11 protein-coding genes are annotated in these 17,636 nt (G+C 72.6%); 2 read left to right on the top strand and 9 right to left on the bottom strand.

The annotated features are described in order from the left end of the window. Nucleotides 1-1,838: 1,838 nt before the first annotated feature. From ACIHEI_RS33865 to ACIHEI_RS33890, 6 genes are all read right to left on the bottom strand, one after another. Nucleotides 1,839-3,476, bottom strand: coding sequence for a CoA transferase (locus ACIHEI_RS33865; RefSeq protein WP_396609417.1), 1,638 nt, complete (start codon nt 3,474-3,476; stop codon nt 1,839-1,841). Nucleotides 3,477-3,608: 132 nt separating this feature from the next. Beyond that, a complete protein-coding gene (locus ACIHEI_RS33870) occupies nt 3,609-4,319 on the bottom strand; it encodes a class I SAM-dependent methyltransferase (RefSeq protein WP_396609418.1) in 711 nt (236 codons plus the stop codon). Nucleotides 4,320-4,426: 107 nt separating this feature from the next. Continuing rightward, entirely contained in the window at nt 4,427-6,139 is a 1,713-nt protein-coding gene (locus ACIHEI_RS33875) for a protoporphyrinogen/coproporphyrinogen oxidase (RefSeq protein WP_396609419.1), read from the bottom strand. 391 nt (nt 6,140-6,530) lie between these two features. Then, entirely contained in the window at nt 6,531-8,300 is a 1,770-nt protein-coding gene (locus tag ACIHEI_RS33880) for an AMP-binding protein (RefSeq protein WP_396609420.1), read from the bottom strand. Beyond that, nucleotides 8,297-9,295, bottom strand: a complete 999-nt coding sequence (locus ACIHEI_RS33885) for a UbiA family prenyltransferase (RefSeq protein WP_396609421.1) — start codon at nt 9,293-9,295, stop codon at nt 8,297-8,299. The genes ACIHEI_RS33880 and ACIHEI_RS33885 overlap by 4 nt, the downstream gene beginning before the upstream one ends. 246 nt (nt 9,296-9,541) lie before the next feature. Further along, on the bottom strand, nt 9,542-9,823 hold the full coding sequence (locus tag ACIHEI_RS33890; RefSeq protein WP_392956549.1) for a hypothetical protein: 282 nt from the start codon (nt 9,821-9,823) through the stop codon (nt 9,542-9,544). Between the two features lie 282 nt (nt 9,824-10,105). Here ACIHEI_RS33890 and ACIHEI_RS33895 point away from each other — a divergent pair, with 282 nt between their 5' ends. After that, nucleotides 10,106-10,657, top strand: coding sequence for an NUDIX domain-containing protein (locus tag ACIHEI_RS33895; protein WP_396609422.1), 552 nt, complete (start codon nt 10,106-10,108; stop codon nt 10,655-10,657). A gap of 203 nt (nt 10,658-10,860) precedes the next feature. On the opposite strand, the gene ACIHEI_RS33900 is transcribed toward ACIHEI_RS33895, so the two are convergent. Then, nucleotides 10,861-12,528: a phytoene desaturase family protein gene (locus ACIHEI_RS33900; RefSeq protein ID WP_396609423.1), complete on the bottom strand. Its 1,668-nt coding sequence runs from the start codon at nt 12,526-12,528 to the stop codon at nt 10,861-10,863. A gap of 285 nt (nt 12,529-12,813) precedes the next feature. Here ACIHEI_RS33900 and ACIHEI_RS33905 point away from each other — a divergent pair, with 285 nt between their 5' ends. Next, a complete protein-coding gene (locus tag ACIHEI_RS33905) occupies nt 12,814-14,859 on the top strand; it encodes an acetoacetate--CoA ligase (protein ID WP_396609424.1) in 2,046 nt (681 codons plus the stop codon). Nucleotides 14,860-14,957: 98 nt separating this feature from the next. Here the strand turns inward: ACIHEI_RS33905 and ptsP are convergent, their stop codons facing one another. Next, entirely contained in the window at nt 14,958-16,628 is a 1,671-nt protein-coding gene (gene ptsP, locus ACIHEI_RS33910) for a phosphoenolpyruvate--protein phosphotransferase (protein ID WP_396609425.1), read from the bottom strand. Nucleotides 16,629-16,657: 29 nt separating this feature from the next. Further along, nucleotides 16,658-17,107, bottom strand: coding sequence for a PTS glucose transporter subunit IIA (locus ACIHEI_RS33915; protein WP_387648256.1), 450 nt, complete (start codon nt 17,105-17,107; stop codon nt 16,658-16,660). Between the last annotated feature and the right edge of the window lie 529 nt (nt 17,108-17,636).

Here is a 17,636-nt window from a genome sequence, read left to right on the forward strand (position 1 = left end):
CTGCGGAGTCCCGGCGGGGCTGGGCATGAGTGGCGTGACAGGAGTTCCACCGAGCCAGCGACCCCCACCCGCCAAGCCCGCCGCACCGCCGCAATGCCACCCGACCGTACCTGCCGGGACGCCGTTTCGCCCCTCCGCCGCAGCAGGCAGAGCGCGGCACCTTCGAGCGCACCCCCACCTGGTATCGGCCGCCCGGCGCAGGGTCGTTGCTGGGCAGCGGGAGTGTGGTCGGCTTCCAGGTGGACGTGACCAGTGCCTGCACCAGCGGACCATTCCAGCCGAGTGGGCGTCGCCGACCCCGGGGGCGTGCGCAGCTCCGCAGGCCCACTTGCCGCCGCGTGTCACGGCGTCGCGCCGCCCGGCCGCACCGCCGCGCGTACATACGCCGCGCTTCGATCGTGGCCGAAGCGTGTGGCCCGAACCGCCACCACCCGGGCAGGAAAAGGACGTTGGTGACGCGACCCGCTGTCCACAGCCAATCGGCAGAGTCCCGGCCGGACCGAAACAGCGGCCTTCACCCGCCGAGCCTGCCGCACCGCCGCGATGCCACCCGACCGCACCTGCCGGGACGCCGTTTCGCCCCTCCGCCGCAGCAGGCAGAGCGCGGCACCTTCGAGCGCACCCCCACCTGGTATCGGCCGCCCGGCGCAGGGTCGTTGCTGGGCAGCGGGAGTGTGGTCGGCTTCCAGGTGGACGTGACCAGTGCCTGCACCAGCGGACCATTCCAGCCGAGTGGGCGTCGCCGACCCCGGGGGCGTGCGCAGCTCCGCAGGCCCACTTGCCGCCGCGTGTCACCGAGGCGTGCACAGCGTCGTGTCGCCCGGCTGCAGCGCCGCTCGCACGTACGCCGCGCTTCGATTGCGGCCGAAGTGTGCGGCGTGAACCGCCACCGCCCGGGCAGGACAAGGACGTTGGTGACGCGACCCGCTGTCCACAGCCACCCCGCAGAGTCCCGGCCGGACCGAAACAGCGGCCTTCACCCGCCGAGCCTGCCGAGCCTGCCGAGCCCGCCGCACCGCCGCAACGCCACCCGACCGCGCCCGTCGAAGCCCCACGCCGCCCCTCCACCCCAACACCCGGAGCGTCGCACCTCCGCGAACCTCCCCACCCGCCGTCGGCCACCCGGAGCAGGGCCGTTGCTCGACAGCGCGCGGATGGCCGACCGCCGGGCGAACGCGTCCAGGGCCCGCAGCGTCGAACCGCGCCGCCACCGCCAGCCGTCGAACCGCGAACAACTCCCCGGCCGCGCCGCCCTCTGCCCGCCACCAACGCGCTTCCGGCGCCGCACCACCCCGCCCCCGCCCCGGGCGTCAGCGCACGACACACCCGCCGTCGCCGAAGCCCACCACAGGCCGCACGGTCACCCCGCCGCGAACCGGCACTTGCCGAGTCGCCCGCGGGCCCGCACCTGGTGCGCCGTAGACCCACAGGCGCAGCCGTGCCCGCCACACCACGACGAACGCCTCCGTGCCGGGCCACCCCAGCCGAGCCCACGCCGCTCCTCGCCGCCGACGCCGGGCCACCCGCCCGCCAACGCCGCCCCGGCGCGCACGCCCCCCGCCCGCCCGAACCACCAGACCCCAGCGCGCCACCCCGCCGCCCACCGCCGTCAGCCGTCCATCCACCCGTCGTCGCCGGCCACTCGTCACTGCGCCCAGGCCCGCACCCGCCCCCCTGCCCTCCGTCCGAAACGCCCTCGGACGGAGGGCAGCACCGACCCCACCGCCCGTACGCGCAGCGCCTGCGGCCCCGCCCGGCGAGGCCCCTGCGGCGTGACGCCCGTTGTCCTGAGCGTCCGCACAGCGGTCGCGGGCGCCGCTCGCGCCACCGCCACCCGCTCACGTCCGGAACTCCCAGGGCGCGCGGACGACGGCGCATCCCGAACTGTCCAGCGTCTCGGCGAACCGCGGATCCCGGGCCAGCGCCGCCAGATCCGTGCACACCCCGCTACTGCTCTCGCTCCCGCTCCCGCTACTGCTCTCGCTCCTGCTCCCGCTCCCGCTCCCGCTCTCGACCTCAACCCCACACCGACCGGGCGCACTTACCGCGCCACACAACAGCCGCGCCGCCGACAACAGCGACGACTCCACCCGCTGCGCCCGCCCCGTCCGCGCCTGCGCCGCCAGCCCGGCGACGGCCGCCGTCGCGCAGACCAGTCCGCCCAGCACGTCGCAGACCGTCAGTAGCGTCGGTTGCGGCGGCAACCCGGGCGGGACCAGGAGCGCGGCGAGACCGGAGTGCGCCTGCACGGGGAAGTCGGTGTTCAACCCGGGCGCGCCACCGGACGCCTGTGCGTAGACCAGGCCAGGCCGGACCGCGTCCAAGGTCTCGGCGTCCAGGCCCAGGCCGACCACCTTCGACGGCGCGAGACTGTGCAGGAGCACATCCGCAACCCGCACCAACTCCCTTACAGCAGACCGGCCTTCCGCCGACCGAAGGTCCGCCTCCAGCACCTCCTTGCCACGGTTGAGCGCAGCGAATCGCGCCGACACCGGCTCCCCGTCGATCCCGGTCATCGGCGGCACGCCCCGCAACGGGTCCCCGCCGGGCGGCTCGACCCGCACCACCCGCGCACCCAGCAGGCTCAACACCCGTCCAGCCATGGGGCCTTGTACGCGCCGCGCCACCTCGACGACCGTCACGCCGTCCAGCGGGCCGCGCCCACCCGCCGGAGCAACGCACCGCGAGGCCCCTGCCGACCCCTCCCGCAACTGCCACGGCACCCCACCTGCCGTCATCGGCCGCGCCTCCACCGGCGTCGCGGTGACGTCACACCGCTCCGCCGACGCGACCACCTCCGGGAACGTCAACCGACCAGCCGCAACGAAGAGTTCGTCCGGCAACGGACACGTCGCCGTCCCGTACCGCGCCTGGAACGGGAGCCACGAACGGCCCACCACCCGCCGCTCGACGCCGAGTTCGGTCCAGAACCGCAACCACCTGTCGGCGGCCAGGGCTTCCAGCTCGAACCGGACACCGTCCGACGATCGGAACGGCGGACCACCCGCCCCCGCCGGCTCCGGGCACGGCTCCTCCGCCGTCGCCGCCGCCAGGTACTGCGACACACCGAGCAGCGCGGCCTGCGCCACCGAGACCTCCACCTCCCGGTACGGCACGCCCAACTCCCGTGCTCGCAAGGCCGCGAGAGTGCCACCGGCGGCCAGCACCCCGGCCGCAACCGACGCGAAGTCCACCCCCAGCGGGCGCGGGCCACCGTACCTGCGCCCGTGGACGTGCATCACCCCGCACGCCGCCTGCACGTCCGCCTCGCTTCGCAACGGGAGCGCCACCGGCCCCGCCCACGTCAACCGGCAGGTCAAGGCCCCGCCGACCTCCAGCGCCCCGCCCGCCGCCGTCACCTTCGCCCCGGCCGCCCGTAGCAGGTCGGCTGCTACCCGAGAAGCGACCGACGGCAATGCGTCCTGCACCTCTCTGATCAACGCCCCTTCATCGCACAGCACTTGCTTGACAGCCATCCGAACCTCCCAGACACGTCACGGGCCAGCCGCACCACCCCGCCCCGCCCCACCGAGAGGCCGCCACGTCACACCCGACCGAACCGCTCGCCCGCCCCGACCGGTGAGCGAGAACCGACACCTCCACCACCGTCACGGCTTGCGGCCGTGCACCGCGTACACCACGTTCGAGCAGGCCCGAAACACCGGATCGGCGAACAAGGCCCGTAGCTCGGCGAGTTCGTCGTCCGTGAGGCCCTCACGCAGCAGGGCCTCACGAAGATGCCAGGTGTTGTGCACCTGCATCTCCAGCTGCGGCGTGCCGGGCGCGAGCGTGTCGAGGTGCGGCGACGCCTCCACCCCGACGAACCCGGCGCGCACCATGGCGGCGGCGCACTTCCGCCCCCAGCCCTGATCCGAACCGCGCGCGCGGAAGGCCCGCAACTTAGCCTGCTGGTAACGCTCGTAGAGATCACGGGCCCGCTCGCCCGGGACGGTCAGCACCGGCGCGTACTCGGCATCGAACTCCAACAGGTGCAGCACACCGCCCGGCCGTAACGCCGCGAACAGGCGCGCCAACACGGCCTCCCGCTCCGGCAGATGGGACAACACCAGCCGCACATGCACCAGATCGAACGACGCTTTCGGCAACGCGTCCCGCACCACATCGTGTCGCCGCACCGCCAACGCACGCCGGTCGGCCGTCGGCAGCGGCGCCACATCCGTGGCCAACACCGCGCCCTCGGGCCCGACTTGGTCCGCGAGCCAGACCGCGATACTCCCCGCCCCGGCCCCCACATCCAGACAACTCATCCCGGGCCGCACCCCGACCCGGCTCAGCGCCCCGATGCTGATTCGGTCCAACCACCCCGCCAGACACCGATGTTGACCACCAGCATGCGCACTGGCGTTGTCGAACAGATACGAACTCCCACCACTCCCGAACGCCAACTCCCGTACCACCCCACCCATCAGGCCACCTCGGCCGTCTCAGCCGCCCCACCGGCCTGCCCACCCGGAGCATCCGCCTCAGCACCCGACCGCACCGCACCCGGCTCCACACCATCCGGTTCAGCCGCACGAGGCGCCGGCACCGCCACCGCATCCTCGGGCGGCGCAACATCCGACCGCACCACACCCGGCTCCACACCATCCGGTTCAGCCACACGAGGCGCCGGCACCGCCACCGCCACCGCATCCTCGGGCGCCGCAACATCCGACCGCACCGCGTCCGTCTCCGCGACCTCCGCCTCCACGCCATCCGGCTCAGCAACGCGAGGCGCCGGCACCGCCACCGCCCCGCACGCCCCTACCCCGGACACCCCGGACGCCCCCACCACCCCGGACCGCTCCGCCGCGAAGGCAAGCACCCGCTCGGCCGCCAACTTGCCCGAACGGACGGCACCTTCACTGCTCGGCCGGAGCATCACCCAGTCACCGGCGTACTCCACCGCCCGGGCCGGCCGGGCCAGGAACGCGGCCCGTTCCCGCACCGCCGCCGGCGAACCCTGCGGCAGGCCCAGCCGGAAACGGTGCACCAGCGTGCGGGCGGTGGCGTCCCGCAGGCCCGGCAGGAAGCGTTCGGCCTCCGTGCAAACCGTATCCACCACCCGGTCGTCGGGCTCGTCCATCAACTCGGGGGAGATCCACGGCGACGCGAAGACACTCGCCAGCCCCTGCCCCTCGGGGGCCCGGCCCTCCGCCTTCAGATGGTCCAGGATCACGCCGGTACACACCCGGCTCTCACTCTCCGGCACCGACATCGCATAACTGGGGGAGCGGGTCGGACTCGGCAGCGGACGGTCCAGCAGGCACGCCACCTTGAGCATCGGCGTGAACGTACTCGCCGCGAGGTACGGCCGCGCATCCTCCGCCGCTGTGCCGTGCAACTCCAGGGCCAACGGTGCAGGCACCGCCAGCACCACCTGCCGGGCCACCACCTCCGCACCGTCGGCGAACTCCAGCCGCACGCCGGCCCCACCGGGCTGCTCCTGGACTGCCGTGACCCGCGAGCCCAGCTCCACCCGGAGGCGCTCCGCAAGCCGTCGGGCCAGGGTGTCCATGCCGCCCCGGTACGTCATCCAGCGGGCACCGGCCCCACCGACCGACATCAGCGTCGCCACCATCGGTGCCACCGCGGAACTCTCCGGCCGCCAGCCGAAACAGTGACTGGACAGCGGTTGCAGCATCGCCGCCAGCAACTCCTCCCGCCCGGCCGAACCGGCGCAGAACTCGCTGAGCGTCAGATCCCGGCTGGGCGCGGTCTCCGGCCGGTCCGGGTCGAAACCGCGCCAGGACGTGGCCAGCTCCATCGCGAACCGCACCCACGCCGCCCGGCCCCGCCAGGACAGTCCCGCACCCGTCAACAGGCCCTTCGGGCGGCCCAGATGAGCATGCGCCCGACCGCCTCGCCACAGCGCGAAGCCCGGCTCGATCACCGGCACCTCCGACTCCGGGATGCCGACCGCGCGAATCAACTCCCAGGTCGCCTCGTACCCAGCCCCCGCGATGGTCTCCGCGCCCTCGTCCAGCAACCACCCGTCCACCCTGGTGGACGCCATCCGCCCACCCACCCGCTCCGCACCCTCGAAGACCCGCACCTCACGCCCGGCGGCCGCCAGGTGGTGAGCGGCAGACAGCCCCGCAATTCCCGCACCGACCACCGCAACATCGAGCTCGTCCATGCCCAACTCCTCCATCCGTTCCCACATCCGCCAGCCGACCCGTTGCAACCCCGCCCGTGACCCAACCGGCCCTACCGCCGGACTCGAAGGCCGTTTAGTCCCTGCGTAGACAATCTCCGACGCGTGATCGCTGCTGACCGAAAATGATCAGCACCCCCGGGCGAGTTGGTCTACGCGTAGACAATCTCCGACGTGCGCACGACCGCTGATCGAAAATGACCAGCGCCCCCGCGGCGAGTTGATCTATGCGTAGACAATCTCCAGCGCGTGACCACCCCGCCGAGAACCCACGGCCCCAGAGCTACCCGACCCGGCGCCCACTCACCGGCCGCCGGCCCACCTCCATCGGCCACCCCCGCCGGCCCAGGCTCACCGCCCACTCGCCACCAACTCACGTCCACCGCCCAGTCCCGATCGGTGAGCTCCCCGCCAGCACCTGCCCACGCAACTCGTGCCGCCGCACCTTCCCGGTGGCCGTGCGCGGCACCGCGTCCCAGGGAACGATCAACGGCTCGGCCAGTGGCGGCAGATCACGCACGGCGTCCTGCCAGCGCTGCGGGTCGAGTTCGCCGGCCGCGGTGACCAGCACCGGCTGCGGGTGTCCGTCCGCCACCGACAGAAGCACGGCCTCCTCGACGTCCGGCAGGCGCTCGTGCAGCACGTCCTCGATCTCGACGCAGCTCAGCCCGGGAACCATGTCCACTTCCCGGTCCAGCACGAAGACCCGACCGTCGCGGGTGTGCACCCCGAGGTCGCCGGTGTTGAACCACGGGCCGTCGACCTTCTGCGCCCACCGTTCCGGCTCGCCGAGGTAGCCGAGGCACAGCGCCCCGGTGCGGGCGTACAGCATGCCCGTCTCGCCACGCCGCACCGCCCGCCCGGGCCGCTCGGGATCGGCCACCTTCACCCGCACCCACCCGGGCACCGGGCGTCCCAGGTCGCGCGTGGTCGGATGCCGCCCAGTGGGTGCGGAAAGCGTTTTCCGAGTCAGGAACCGGAAGCTCAACGGACCGGTCTCGCTCTGCCCCCACCCCTGCATCCACAACGGCCGCCTCCGCCGGCTCGCCCCCAGGAAGGCCCGCACCGTCGGCGGATGCATCGCGTCGAACGTCGAGATGAACAGCCGCACGTCCCGGAACGGATTCGCCGCCGCCGCAGCCGCCGCTGCCGCCGCAGCCGCCCCGGCAGTCCCAAGAGACCCAGCAGCCCCCTCGGCACCCACCCCCGCACTCACCCCCGCACTCACCCCCGCACCCACCATCTCCCCTCCGCCTGCCAGTTGCTGCCACCGCACATAGCTGGACGGCATCGCCTCCAGCACGGTCGGTGGGTGGCTGCGCAGCAGCGCCGCAGCGGTCGAAACGTCGGAGTCCGGCAGCAGCGCGACAGTTCGCGGCGCACGCCAGAACGCGCTGACGGTCCAGGTCAGAGCCCGCCCGTGGGCGAACGAGATGGCGCTGGCAACGGTGTCATCGCCACGCACCGACAGCACCGGCCAGGGCCGCGCCTCGAACGCGGACAGCCGCCGGATCAGCGTCCGGGTGGAGTGCACCACCAGCTTGGGCACCCCGGTGGTGCCCGAGGTGTGAATGATCGCCAGCGGCTCGTCGTCCCCGCGCGTGTGCACCGCCGGAACCGCCCCGCCGCGCAGGTCGTCCGGCGTCAACGTGCCTTCCGCCGGCCCGTCCAGGCACACTGTCCGGACGGCCAGCCGGTCCAGGTCGTGCCCGGCCGCCCGGGCGCCGGCGAGGACGTCCCGCTGGGTGACCAGTACGTCCGGGCGCAGCCGGTGCAGCAGCGCGACCAGCCCGTCCGGCGCGACCCGGTCGGAGAGCAGTGCCGGTACTGCACCGAGCCGCGCCGCCGCGCACGCCAGCAGCACGTAGTCCCAGTGGTTGCGCTTCACGATCGCCACCGACGACCCCGGACGTGCACCCGCCGCCGCCAGCCACGCCGCCGTCTCCTGCACCAGCCGGGCCAGCCCGGCGGTGTCCCAGCAGGTGCCGCTGTCCGGCGCCAGGTCCAGCGGGCGCCCCAACCGGACGTCCACCGAAGGACGTTGGGACGCCAGCGTGTCGAAGAACGGGCCCAGGTCCAGCGGCAGCCGCCGCACCACGGACGCGAGGCCGCCGCGCCGGTTCGTCCGGCCCGGCGCCGTCACAGCCCGCCGCCGAACGCCGCCACCGCCAGGTCCACGCCCACCAGCAGCGCACAGCACAGCCGGTGCAGGTGGATGCCCAGCCGGCGCGCCAGCAGAATGTCGCCCCGGACGAATCCGAGCACCCACTGCCGGGCCCGCAGAGCCATCACGGGAGCCATCACCAGCGGGAACCACCACGGCGCGATCCCGGCGACCGCCGAACCCACCAGCAGCGCCGCCTCCAGCGCCGAACACCCGGCCACGAACGCGGCGTTGCCGCGCGGCGAGGCCAGTACCGCGACCGTCTTGCGGCCCACCGCCCGGTCGCCCGGAATGTCATTGGTGTTGGAGTACACGCCGAACAGCAGCGGCCCCAGGCCGAACACCAGCGCCTGCACCGCGACGAAGCCGTCGAACCGGCCGGTCAGCAGTCCGTACAGGGGCAGCACGAAGAGCCAGCCGAGTGCGGCGAGGAAGAACTCCTGGAAGCCGTTGTAGCTGATCCGCAGCCACCACGAGTACTGGAAGCCGCACACCGCCAGCGCGACCACCCCGGCCACCGCCCACCCTGGCCGGGCCGGTGCCAGCGCAACCGCGGCAAGCCAGCACACCACGCACGCCGCGACCGTCGCCCAGCCGAACCGGATCGCTTGCGGCTCGGTCAACGTGCCTGCCACCAAAGGCTTTCGGGCCAGCCGACGGGCCGGCGCGTCCGGCCCGTAGTTCACCGCGTCGCTGCCGTCCCGGTACCCGGTCACGTCGTCGAAGGTGCACATCGCCGCACTCATCGCGACCTCGCCGCCGAGGAACAGCACCAGCACCGCCAGCGCGCCGCCGACACTCGCCCCCGAGCCCGACCCGGTCGCCACCACCATCGCGCCCACCAGCGGGACGCTCAAGTAGTAGTCGTAGATGTCGAGTTTGGCCAGCCTGGCGTACGCCCGCCAGGAGGCCGGGGTCGCCTCGCGGGTGGAGACCGCCGCCTCCAATGCGGCTTGCTCTGGGGCGACGGACACAGCGACGTGCTCCACGGGACGCAGTCCTCTCAATGGCGGCCGCAACCCGGGTACGCCACTGCGCCGGGGGGCCTCAGGCAAGGAGCCGACCGCGCTGATGGTGCGCCAATTCGCCACGACGGGCGAGAAGTCGGCGATCACCATGATGACACAGAGCCACCGGTTGGATGCATTTCTGTGATAACCATAAAAAGCGGGCGGACGCCCATTTCTTCGTCCGCCCACCCGAATTCCCGAACCGTCGGGTCAGGCGGAGAAGCTCCCCGCGCCACCCGGCACGTGCGTCCCGTACCCGGGCTGCACCGTCACCGACGGGCCGAGGCAGAGCGGGTTGCCGTACACCCGCACGGGAGCGTCCGTCTGGTTGCTCAACACGTGTGCAACAGTGGGAAGTTGCTGGCAGCCGGACGGGTTGCTGTAAACATCCAGCGGCTGCAGCTCGGTGGAGAACACCACGACCTGGCCGTTGGCCGACCGCGTTGCCGCAGGCGCGGGAGCCGCCAGGCCGAGCACCGATGCCGCAGCCACCAGGGAAACCAGAATTTCTCGCACAATCATCCTTAAGCACATTCAAAGCCCATGTCTGTCACGGGCTCACTCATCGCTATCGCGCACGCACTCCCGAATTCCAACGGCAAACTCCGTATTCACCCGCCTGGCCGGTCCTCAACGCCGTCCGGCCGCCCCGCCCGCACCCCCCGTGCGCTCCCAACGCATGACGTCCGCGGCGGCCCGCCCGGCGCCACCACCCCCGCCGCCGGCTTCCCACTTCCCGCCCGGCCCGTCACCCGATCGAACTACCATCCATCCATGACGACCCAGCCGTCCGCCCGCCCCACCCTCTTCGGCCCCAACACGCACTGCCACTGGTGCGGGACGCCGTACCCGGCCGGCACCATGACCTGGCCACGCAGTTGCCCCGGCTGCCACGAGATCAGCTACCGCAACCCGCTCCCGGTCACCGTCAGCCTTCTCCCGGTCCACCACCCCGACGGCGACACCCGGCTCACCGTCATCCGTCGCACCATCGAACCCGGCAACGGCCAACTCGCCCTCCCCGGCGGCTACGTCGACTACGGCGAGAGCTGGGAGCAGGCCGCAGCCCGCGAACTGCGCGAGGAGACCGGCATCCTGGCGGACCCCTCCGAGGCCCGCCTGGTCTCCACCGACTCCGACACCCGCGGCGGCTTCCTCTGCCTGTTCGCCCTGTTCCCCGCCCGCAACCTCGCCGACCTCCCCCCGTCCGTCCCCACCGACGAGACCGAGGGCTGGCAACTCGCCACCGTCGACACCCCGTTGGCCTTCCCCTTCCACACCCGCGTCGCCCACTCCTGGTTCAGCGGCGAGTTCACCCGCCACTGACGTCGCGGCGACGGGGGAGCGGGCTGAGCGAGTGCCGGAAAGCGCTTACCGTGTACCGACCCCGGGATCGCCCAAACCAACGGGTAAGCGCTTTCCGGTTGCCGCACCCGGACTGCCGCCGCCCACTCGGTAAGCGCTTTCCCCCGCCCCGCCTCACCCCGCCCCGCCCCGCCGCCGCCGGCGCCACCCACCCCCGCTGCGCCCTACCTCCCCAGCACCGACATCGCCGCGTTGTGCCCCGGAATCCCGCTGACCCCACCACCCCGCACCGCCCCGGCCCCGCACAACAGGACCCGCGCTTCGGCAGTCTCCACACCCCACCGGCCGGACTCCACCACCGGAACCCCAACATCGCCGCTCCCGACGCCGCCCTCCTCCCGGAACGGGAACGCCAGGTCCCGGTGGAAGATGTTGCCGCCCGGCAGCCGAAGATCGGCCTCCAGGTCCAACGGGCTGCGCACCTCCATACAAGGCCGACCGTCACCATCAACCGCCAGGCACTCCGCGAGCGGCTCCGCCAGCACCCCGTCGAGCGCGGCCAGGACACCCGTCAGCGCGGCCTGCCGCACACCCTCCGGATCCCCGGACCCGGCGAACAGCCGCGCCGGCAACTGCAGACCGAACAAGGTGAGCGTGTGCCAACCGGCCGGCACCTCGGGGCCCAGGATCGAGCGATCCGCCAGCGAGTGGCAGTAGATCTCGGACGGCGCGGGCGAGGGGAGCCGACCCGCCGCAGCCGCCCGGTAAGCGCTCTCCAACTCCCGGTACGACTCCGCGATATGGAACGTGCCCCCGAACGCGTCCCGCACGTCCACCGCCCCGTCCCGCAGCCGGGGAAGCCGACGAAGCAGCATGTTGACTTTCAACTGCGCCCCCTCCGGCGCATCCTCACCACCCACCCCCTCATCACCACCCACCCCCTCATCACAAACCGCCCCAGCATCCGCCGCCCCCGCCCCGCCGCCCGCACCCAGCAGCCGCGCCAACTCCACCGGCGCCGCGTTGCACAACACCCACCGCGCCCCGACCCGCCGCTCCACCCCGTCCGCGTCCAGGTACCCGACCTCGGCCGGCCGCCCTCGCCCGCCCGGATCCACCGCGACGACCTCGCACCCCGTCAGGAACTCGGCCCCACCCGCCCTGGCCGCCTCCGCCAGCGCACCGGTCACCGCGCCCATGCCGCCCACCGGCACGTCCCAGTCACCTGTCCCGCCGCCGATCACGTGGTAGAGGAAGCACCGGTTCTGCCGCAGCGACGGATCGTGCGCATGCGTGAACGTCCCGATCAGGCCGTCCGTCAGTACGACACCCCGCACCACGTCGTCCGCGAACCGCCGCTCCAGCGACTCACCCAACGGCCGCTCGAACAACTCCGCCCAGGCCACCGGATCGTCCACCAGCGCCCGCAGCTCCGCCCGCGACGGCAGCGGCTCCGTCAACGACGGGAACACCCGCCGCGCCACCCGCCCGGTCATCCCGTAGAACTCCCGCCAGGCCGCGAACTCACCCTCCCCACCGGTCAGTTCACGGAACGATTCGGCCGTCCGCCGCTCGTCCGAGGCATCCACCAGCAGCCCGCCGGTCCGCCCGTCCCGCTCCCACGGTGTGTACGAGGAGATCCGCCGACGCCGCAGCTCCACCCGCACGCCCAGGTCCGTGAGGATCCGTCGCGGCAGCAGGCTCACCAGATACGAGTAGCGCGACAGCCGCGCGTCCACCCCGGGGAACGCCCGCTCCGAGACCGCAGCCCCGCCCACGTGCCCGAGCCGCTCCAGCACCAGCACCCGCAACCCGGCACGTCCCAAATACCCGGCCGCCACCAGCCCGTTGTGCCCGCCACCCACGATCACCACGTCATAAGCCGCTGTCATCCCGCCGTCCTACCACCCCCCACCACCGCCCACCACCCCCCGCGCACCCGCTGACCTCCGCGAAGCCGCACCCCACGCCGCCCACCACCCCCGCCCACACACCACGCACCGCCCACAACATGACCACTCCAACCCCCTTCCCGGGCCGCCCCAACCCCCACACTGTCCACCACCAGGACGAACCCTGGACCCCCGGACGATCACGTGGCATGGTCAGCACCGTCAGCACCCACGGACGGCCTGCCACAAGCCCATCCGTCCCCACCACGGCCTGGAGACCACCACGTGAGCACCCCTCCGACCCCCCAGGACCAGCAGCACCCGCACCCCGAGCCGCTCTGGCGCCCGGACCCCACCCGCGCCGCCGCCAGCCGCCTGGTCGCCTTCCAGCGCTGGGCCGCCGACCACCACGGAGCCCCGGCCGCCCCGCTCGCGCCGGTCACCACCGACAGCGAGGCCGCCACCCGCTACGCGGACCTCCACCGCTGGTCCACCGAGGACCTCCCGCGCTTCTGGACCGCCGTCACCGAGTACTTCGACGTGCGATTCCACACCCCGCCCACCGCAGTCCTCGCCGAGCCGGCCACCATGCCGGGCGCGAGCTGGTTCCCGGGCGCCACCCTCAACTACGCCGAGCACGCCCTGCGCGCCGCCGAGGACCCGGCCAACGCCGACCGCCCGGCGATCCTCCACCTCGACGAGCGCACGGCCGAGCCGGTCGCCACCAGCTGGTCCGAACTGCGCCGCCAGGTCGGCTCGTTGGCCGCCGCGCTGCGCGCCAACGGGGTCCGCCCGGGCGACCGGGTAAGCGCTTACCTGCCGAACATCCCGCAGGCCGCCGTCGCCCTCCTCGCCACCGCCGCCGTCGGCGCGATCTGGACCAGCTGCGCCCCCGACTTCGGCGCCCGCAGCGTCCTCGACCGCCTCCAGCAGATCGAGCCGACCGTCCTGTTCGCCGTCGACGGCTACCACTACGGCGGCAAGAACCACGACCGCACCGAGGTGGTCGCCGAACTCCGTCGCGAACTCCCCACCCTCCGCACGGTCATCCACGTCCCGCTGCTCGACACCCCCGCCCCCGAGGGCACCGTGCCCTACGACGACCTGGTCGCCGACGCCACCGAGCCGGTCTTCGAGCCCGTCCCCTTCGACCACCCGCTCTGGGTGCTCTACTCCTCCGGCACCACCGGCCTCCCCAAGGCCATCGTGCAGAGCCAGGGCGGCATCCTCGTCGAGCACCTCAAGCAGGCGGCCCTCCACCTCGACCTCGGCCCGGACGACCGCTTCCTCTGGTACACCTCCACCGGCTGGATGATGTGGAACTTCCTCCTCGCCGGCCTGCTCACCGGAACCACGATCGTCACCTACGACGGCAGCCCGGGACACCCCGACACCGGCGCCCTCTGGTCGGTCGCCGCCCGCACCCGCGCCACCGTCCTCGGCACCTCCGCCGCCTACGTGATCGCCAGCCGCAAGGCCGAGCTGCACCCCGGCCGCGACCTCGACCTGTCCGCCGTCCGCTGCCTCGGCACCACCGGCTCCCCGCTCCCGCCCGACGGCTTCCAGTGGATCTACGACGAGGTCAAGCCGGACGTCTGGCTCGCCTCCGTCAGCGGCGGCACCGACGTCTGCTCCTGCTTCGTCGGCGGCGTCCCCACCCTCCCCGTGTACCTCGGCGAGATCCAGGCCCCCTGCCTCGGCGCCGCCGTCGAATCCTGGGACCCCAGCGGCCACCCGCTCACCGACGCGGTCGGCGAACTCGTCGTCACCAAGCCGCTCCCGTCCATGCCCACCGGCTTCTGGAACGACCCGGACGGCGTCCGCTACCACGACAGCTACTTCGACACCTACCCCGGCATCTGGCGACACGGCGACTGGATCACCGCCACCAGCCGCGGCACCGTCGTCATCCACGGCCGCTCCGACTCCACCCTCAACCGCCAGGGCGTCCGAATGGGCTCCGCCGACATCTACGAGGTCGTCGAACGCCTCCCCGAGATCGCCGAATCCCTGGTCATCGGCCTGGAAGAACCCGACGGCGGCTACTGGATGCCGCTGTTCGTGGTCCTTGCCCCGGGCGCCGTCCTGGACGACGACCTCACCGGCCGGATCCGTACCTCGCTGCGCACCGAACTCTCCCCGCGCCACGTCCCCGACGAGGTGATCACCGTCCAGGGCCTCCCGCACACTCTCACCGGCAAGCGCCTCGAAGTCCCCGTCAAGCGCCTGCTGTCCGGCACCCCCCTCACCAAGGCGGTCAACCCGGGCTCCGTCGACAACCTCGACCACCTGCGCTTCTTCGAGCAGCTCGCCACCACCCGCAAGCACTGACCGACCCCCGGCACGCCCCAGGGCCCCCAAAGGCCCCGAGGGGTCGCCGCCAACCCCCACGGTGGCAGCGACCCCTCGGGAGTCGAAGGTCCGGACGCCTACGCCCCGGACAACACCTGCCGCGCCGCCGCCCTGGCCTCCGCCGCGGACTCCGCCGCCCGCGCCGCCTCCGCGGCCTGCTGACACTGCGCCAACGTCGCCTGCGCCAACGCCGACCGCACGTACGGGATCGCCGCCGCCCCCATCGACAGACTGGTCACCCCGAGGCCCGTCAGCACGCACGCCAGCAACGGATCCGACGCCGCCTCCCCGCACACCCCGCAGCTCTTCCCGGCCGCCTTCGCCGCCCCCGCGGCCGACGCGATCAGATCCAGCAGCGCCGGCTGCCACGGATCCTGCAGCCGCGCCAGCGAACCCACCTGCCGGTCAGCCGCGAACGTGTACTGCGCCAGGTCGTTCGTCCCCAAGGACAGGAACTCCACCTCACGCAGCAGCGACCCGGCCCGCAGAGCGGCCGACGGAATCTCCACCATCGCCCCGTACTTGGCGTCCAGCCCCGCCTCCCGACACGCCTCCGCGAACGCCCGCGCATCCTCGCGGTCCGCCACCATCGGGGCCATCACCTCGAGCCGCGCCGACACCCCCTCGGCCGCCCGCGCCAACGCCCGCAACTGCGACCGCAACACCTCCGGGTGCTCCAACAGCGACCGCAGCCCCCGCACCCCGAGCGCCGGATTCGGCTCGTCCACCGGCGTCAGGAACTCCAGCGGCTTGTCCGCCCCCGCATCCAGCACCCGCACCACCACCCGGCCGTCCGGGAACGCTTCCAACACCTGCCGGTACGCCCGCACCTGCTTGTCCTCGGTCGGCGCCTTCGCCGAGTCGTCCAGGAACAGGAACTCCGTCCGGAACAGCCCGACGCCCTCCGCCCCGTGCTCCAACGCCGCCGGCAGATCCGTCGGACCACCCACGTTCGCCAGCAACGGCACCATGAACCCGTCCGACGTCCGCCCCGGCCCCGAGGACGCCGCCAGCGCCGCCTCCTGCTCCGCCGCCGCTCGGCGCAACTCCTCCTGCCGCTCCGCAGACGGCTCCACCAGCACCTCACCGGTCGTCCCGTCGACCGCGACCACCGCCCCCTCCACCACCTCCGTCGCCCGCGGCAGCGCCACCACCGCCGGCACCCCCATCGCCCGCGCCAGAATCGCGCTGTGCGAGGTCGGCCCACCCTCCTCGGTCACGAACCCCAGCACCAGCGACGGGTCCAGCAACGCCGTGTCCGCCGGCGCCAGGTCCCGCGCCAACAGGACATACGGCTCGTCACTGTCCGGCACCCCCGGCATCGGCACCCCCAACAGCCGCGCCACGATCCGGTTCCGCACGTCGTCCAGGTCCGCGACCCGCCCCGCCAGATACTCGCCCGCCGCAGCCAACAGAGCCCGGTACGCCGCGAACGCGTCGTACACCCCCCGCTCCGCGCTGTTTCCCTCTGCGATCCGCCGATTCACGTCCGCCAGCAGCTCCGGGTCCTGCGCCATCAGCGCCTGCGCCTCCAGCACCGCCTGCGCCTCACCGCCGGCCAGATTCCCGCGCGCGATCAGATCCGCCGCCACCGCCTCCACCGCAGCCTGCGCCCGGGCCTGCTCACGCGGCGCCTCCGCAGCCGAGACCTGAGCCGACGGTGGCTCCAGCACCGCCGTCCCCATGTGACGCACCGGCCCAATGGCAACCCCGTGACTCACGCCCACACCGCGCAGCGTCCGCTCCATGGTCCGAACCCCTTCGCCCGTCGTCGCTGTCAGTTCCAGACGAACAGCTCGCCGCCGGCCGTGACCTCACCGGACTCCGCAACCCCACTCAGCTGCTCCGCCGACGCCTCCAGCGCCACGATCGGCGAGATCGGCGACTTCCCCGCGGCCTCCACCGCCGCCGGATTCCACTTGATCACCGGCTGCCCCCGCTTCACCCTGTCCCCTTTATGTACGAGCAGCTCGAACCCCTCCCCATTGAGCTGCACGGTGTCGATCCCCAGATGCGTCAGCACCCCACGCCCGTTCTCGTCCATCACCACAAACGCGTGCGGGTGCATCGACACCACCTGCCCATCCACCGGCGACACCGCCTCGATCGGCTCCCGCACCGGATCGATCGCCGTCCCAGGCCCGACCATCGCTCCCGCGAACACCGGGTCGGGCACATTGGCAAGGCCGACGGCCCGCCCGGCGAGCGGCGAGGTGACAGTGGTCATGCTGGAGCCTCCCAGGTACGGAGTACATCGCGTGCGGCCGCAGGGCAGCGGCCCGCTGATCGACTGGACCCAAATTACGTCAACTCGGACATTCCGTGACGTAACGCTCACGAGTCGCCCGAGTGAAGATCGATCCCAACGTCCACCCCGCCGCGCACGAACCGACCTCCGCGCACCCTCTCCTCCGAACCCGCCACGCTCAAGTGGTCTAGTCCTCTTGGCCGACGCGCCGCACTCTACGGCATCCCGCCATACCCCCCTCGGCCCTGCCCGTACGGGTCGAACGCCGCCGTCCGAGTGATCCATCCGGCATCGATTAGGTGCTCGGCCGCCAACCCGCTATCGTTGCTCAGGTCGCCGCGCAACGGCGGTAAACAGAGCAAGTCGAGAACGTAAACCCTCGGTCAACACCGAGAAAACGATCTGATAAGCTCGAAACACGAAAGAACGAAGCGCCCGGAGGGCCCGCAGGAATGCGGCTCGAAGGAAGTGTCCGTTCCTTGAGAACTCAACAGCGTGCCAAAAGTCA

The organism is Kitasatospora sp. NPDC051984, from assembly GCF_044593455.1.
GTDB lineage: Bacteria > Actinomycetota > Actinomycetes > Streptomycetales > Streptomycetaceae > Kitasatospora.

What these genes read in the sequence shown, in the direction of transcription:
- ACIHEI_RS33895 (WP_396609422.1), top strand. Translation starts at nt 10,106, where the DNA reads ATGACGACCCAGCCGTCCGCCCGCCCCACCCTCTTCGGCCCCAACACG.
- ptsP (WP_396609425.1), bottom strand. Translation starts at nt 16,628, where the DNA reads ATGGAGCGGACGCTGCGCGGTGTGGGCGTGAGTCACGGGGTTGCCATT.
- ACIHEI_RS33865 (WP_396609417.1), bottom strand. Translation starts at nt 3,476, where the DNA reads ATGGCTGTCAAGCAAGTGCTGTGCGATGAAGGGGCGTTGATCAGAGAG.
- ACIHEI_RS33900 (WP_396609423.1), bottom strand. Translation starts at nt 12,528, where the DNA reads ATGACAGCGGCTTATGACGTGGTGATCGTGGGTGGCGGGCACAACGGG.
- ACIHEI_RS33875 (WP_396609419.1), bottom strand. Translation starts at nt 6,139, where the DNA reads ATGGACGAGCTCGATGTTGCGGTGGTCGGTGCGGGAATTGCGGGGCTG.
- ACIHEI_RS33915 (WP_387648256.1), bottom strand. Translation starts at nt 17,107, where the DNA reads ATGACCACTGTCACCTCGCCGCTCGCCGGGCGGGCCGTCGGCCTTGCC.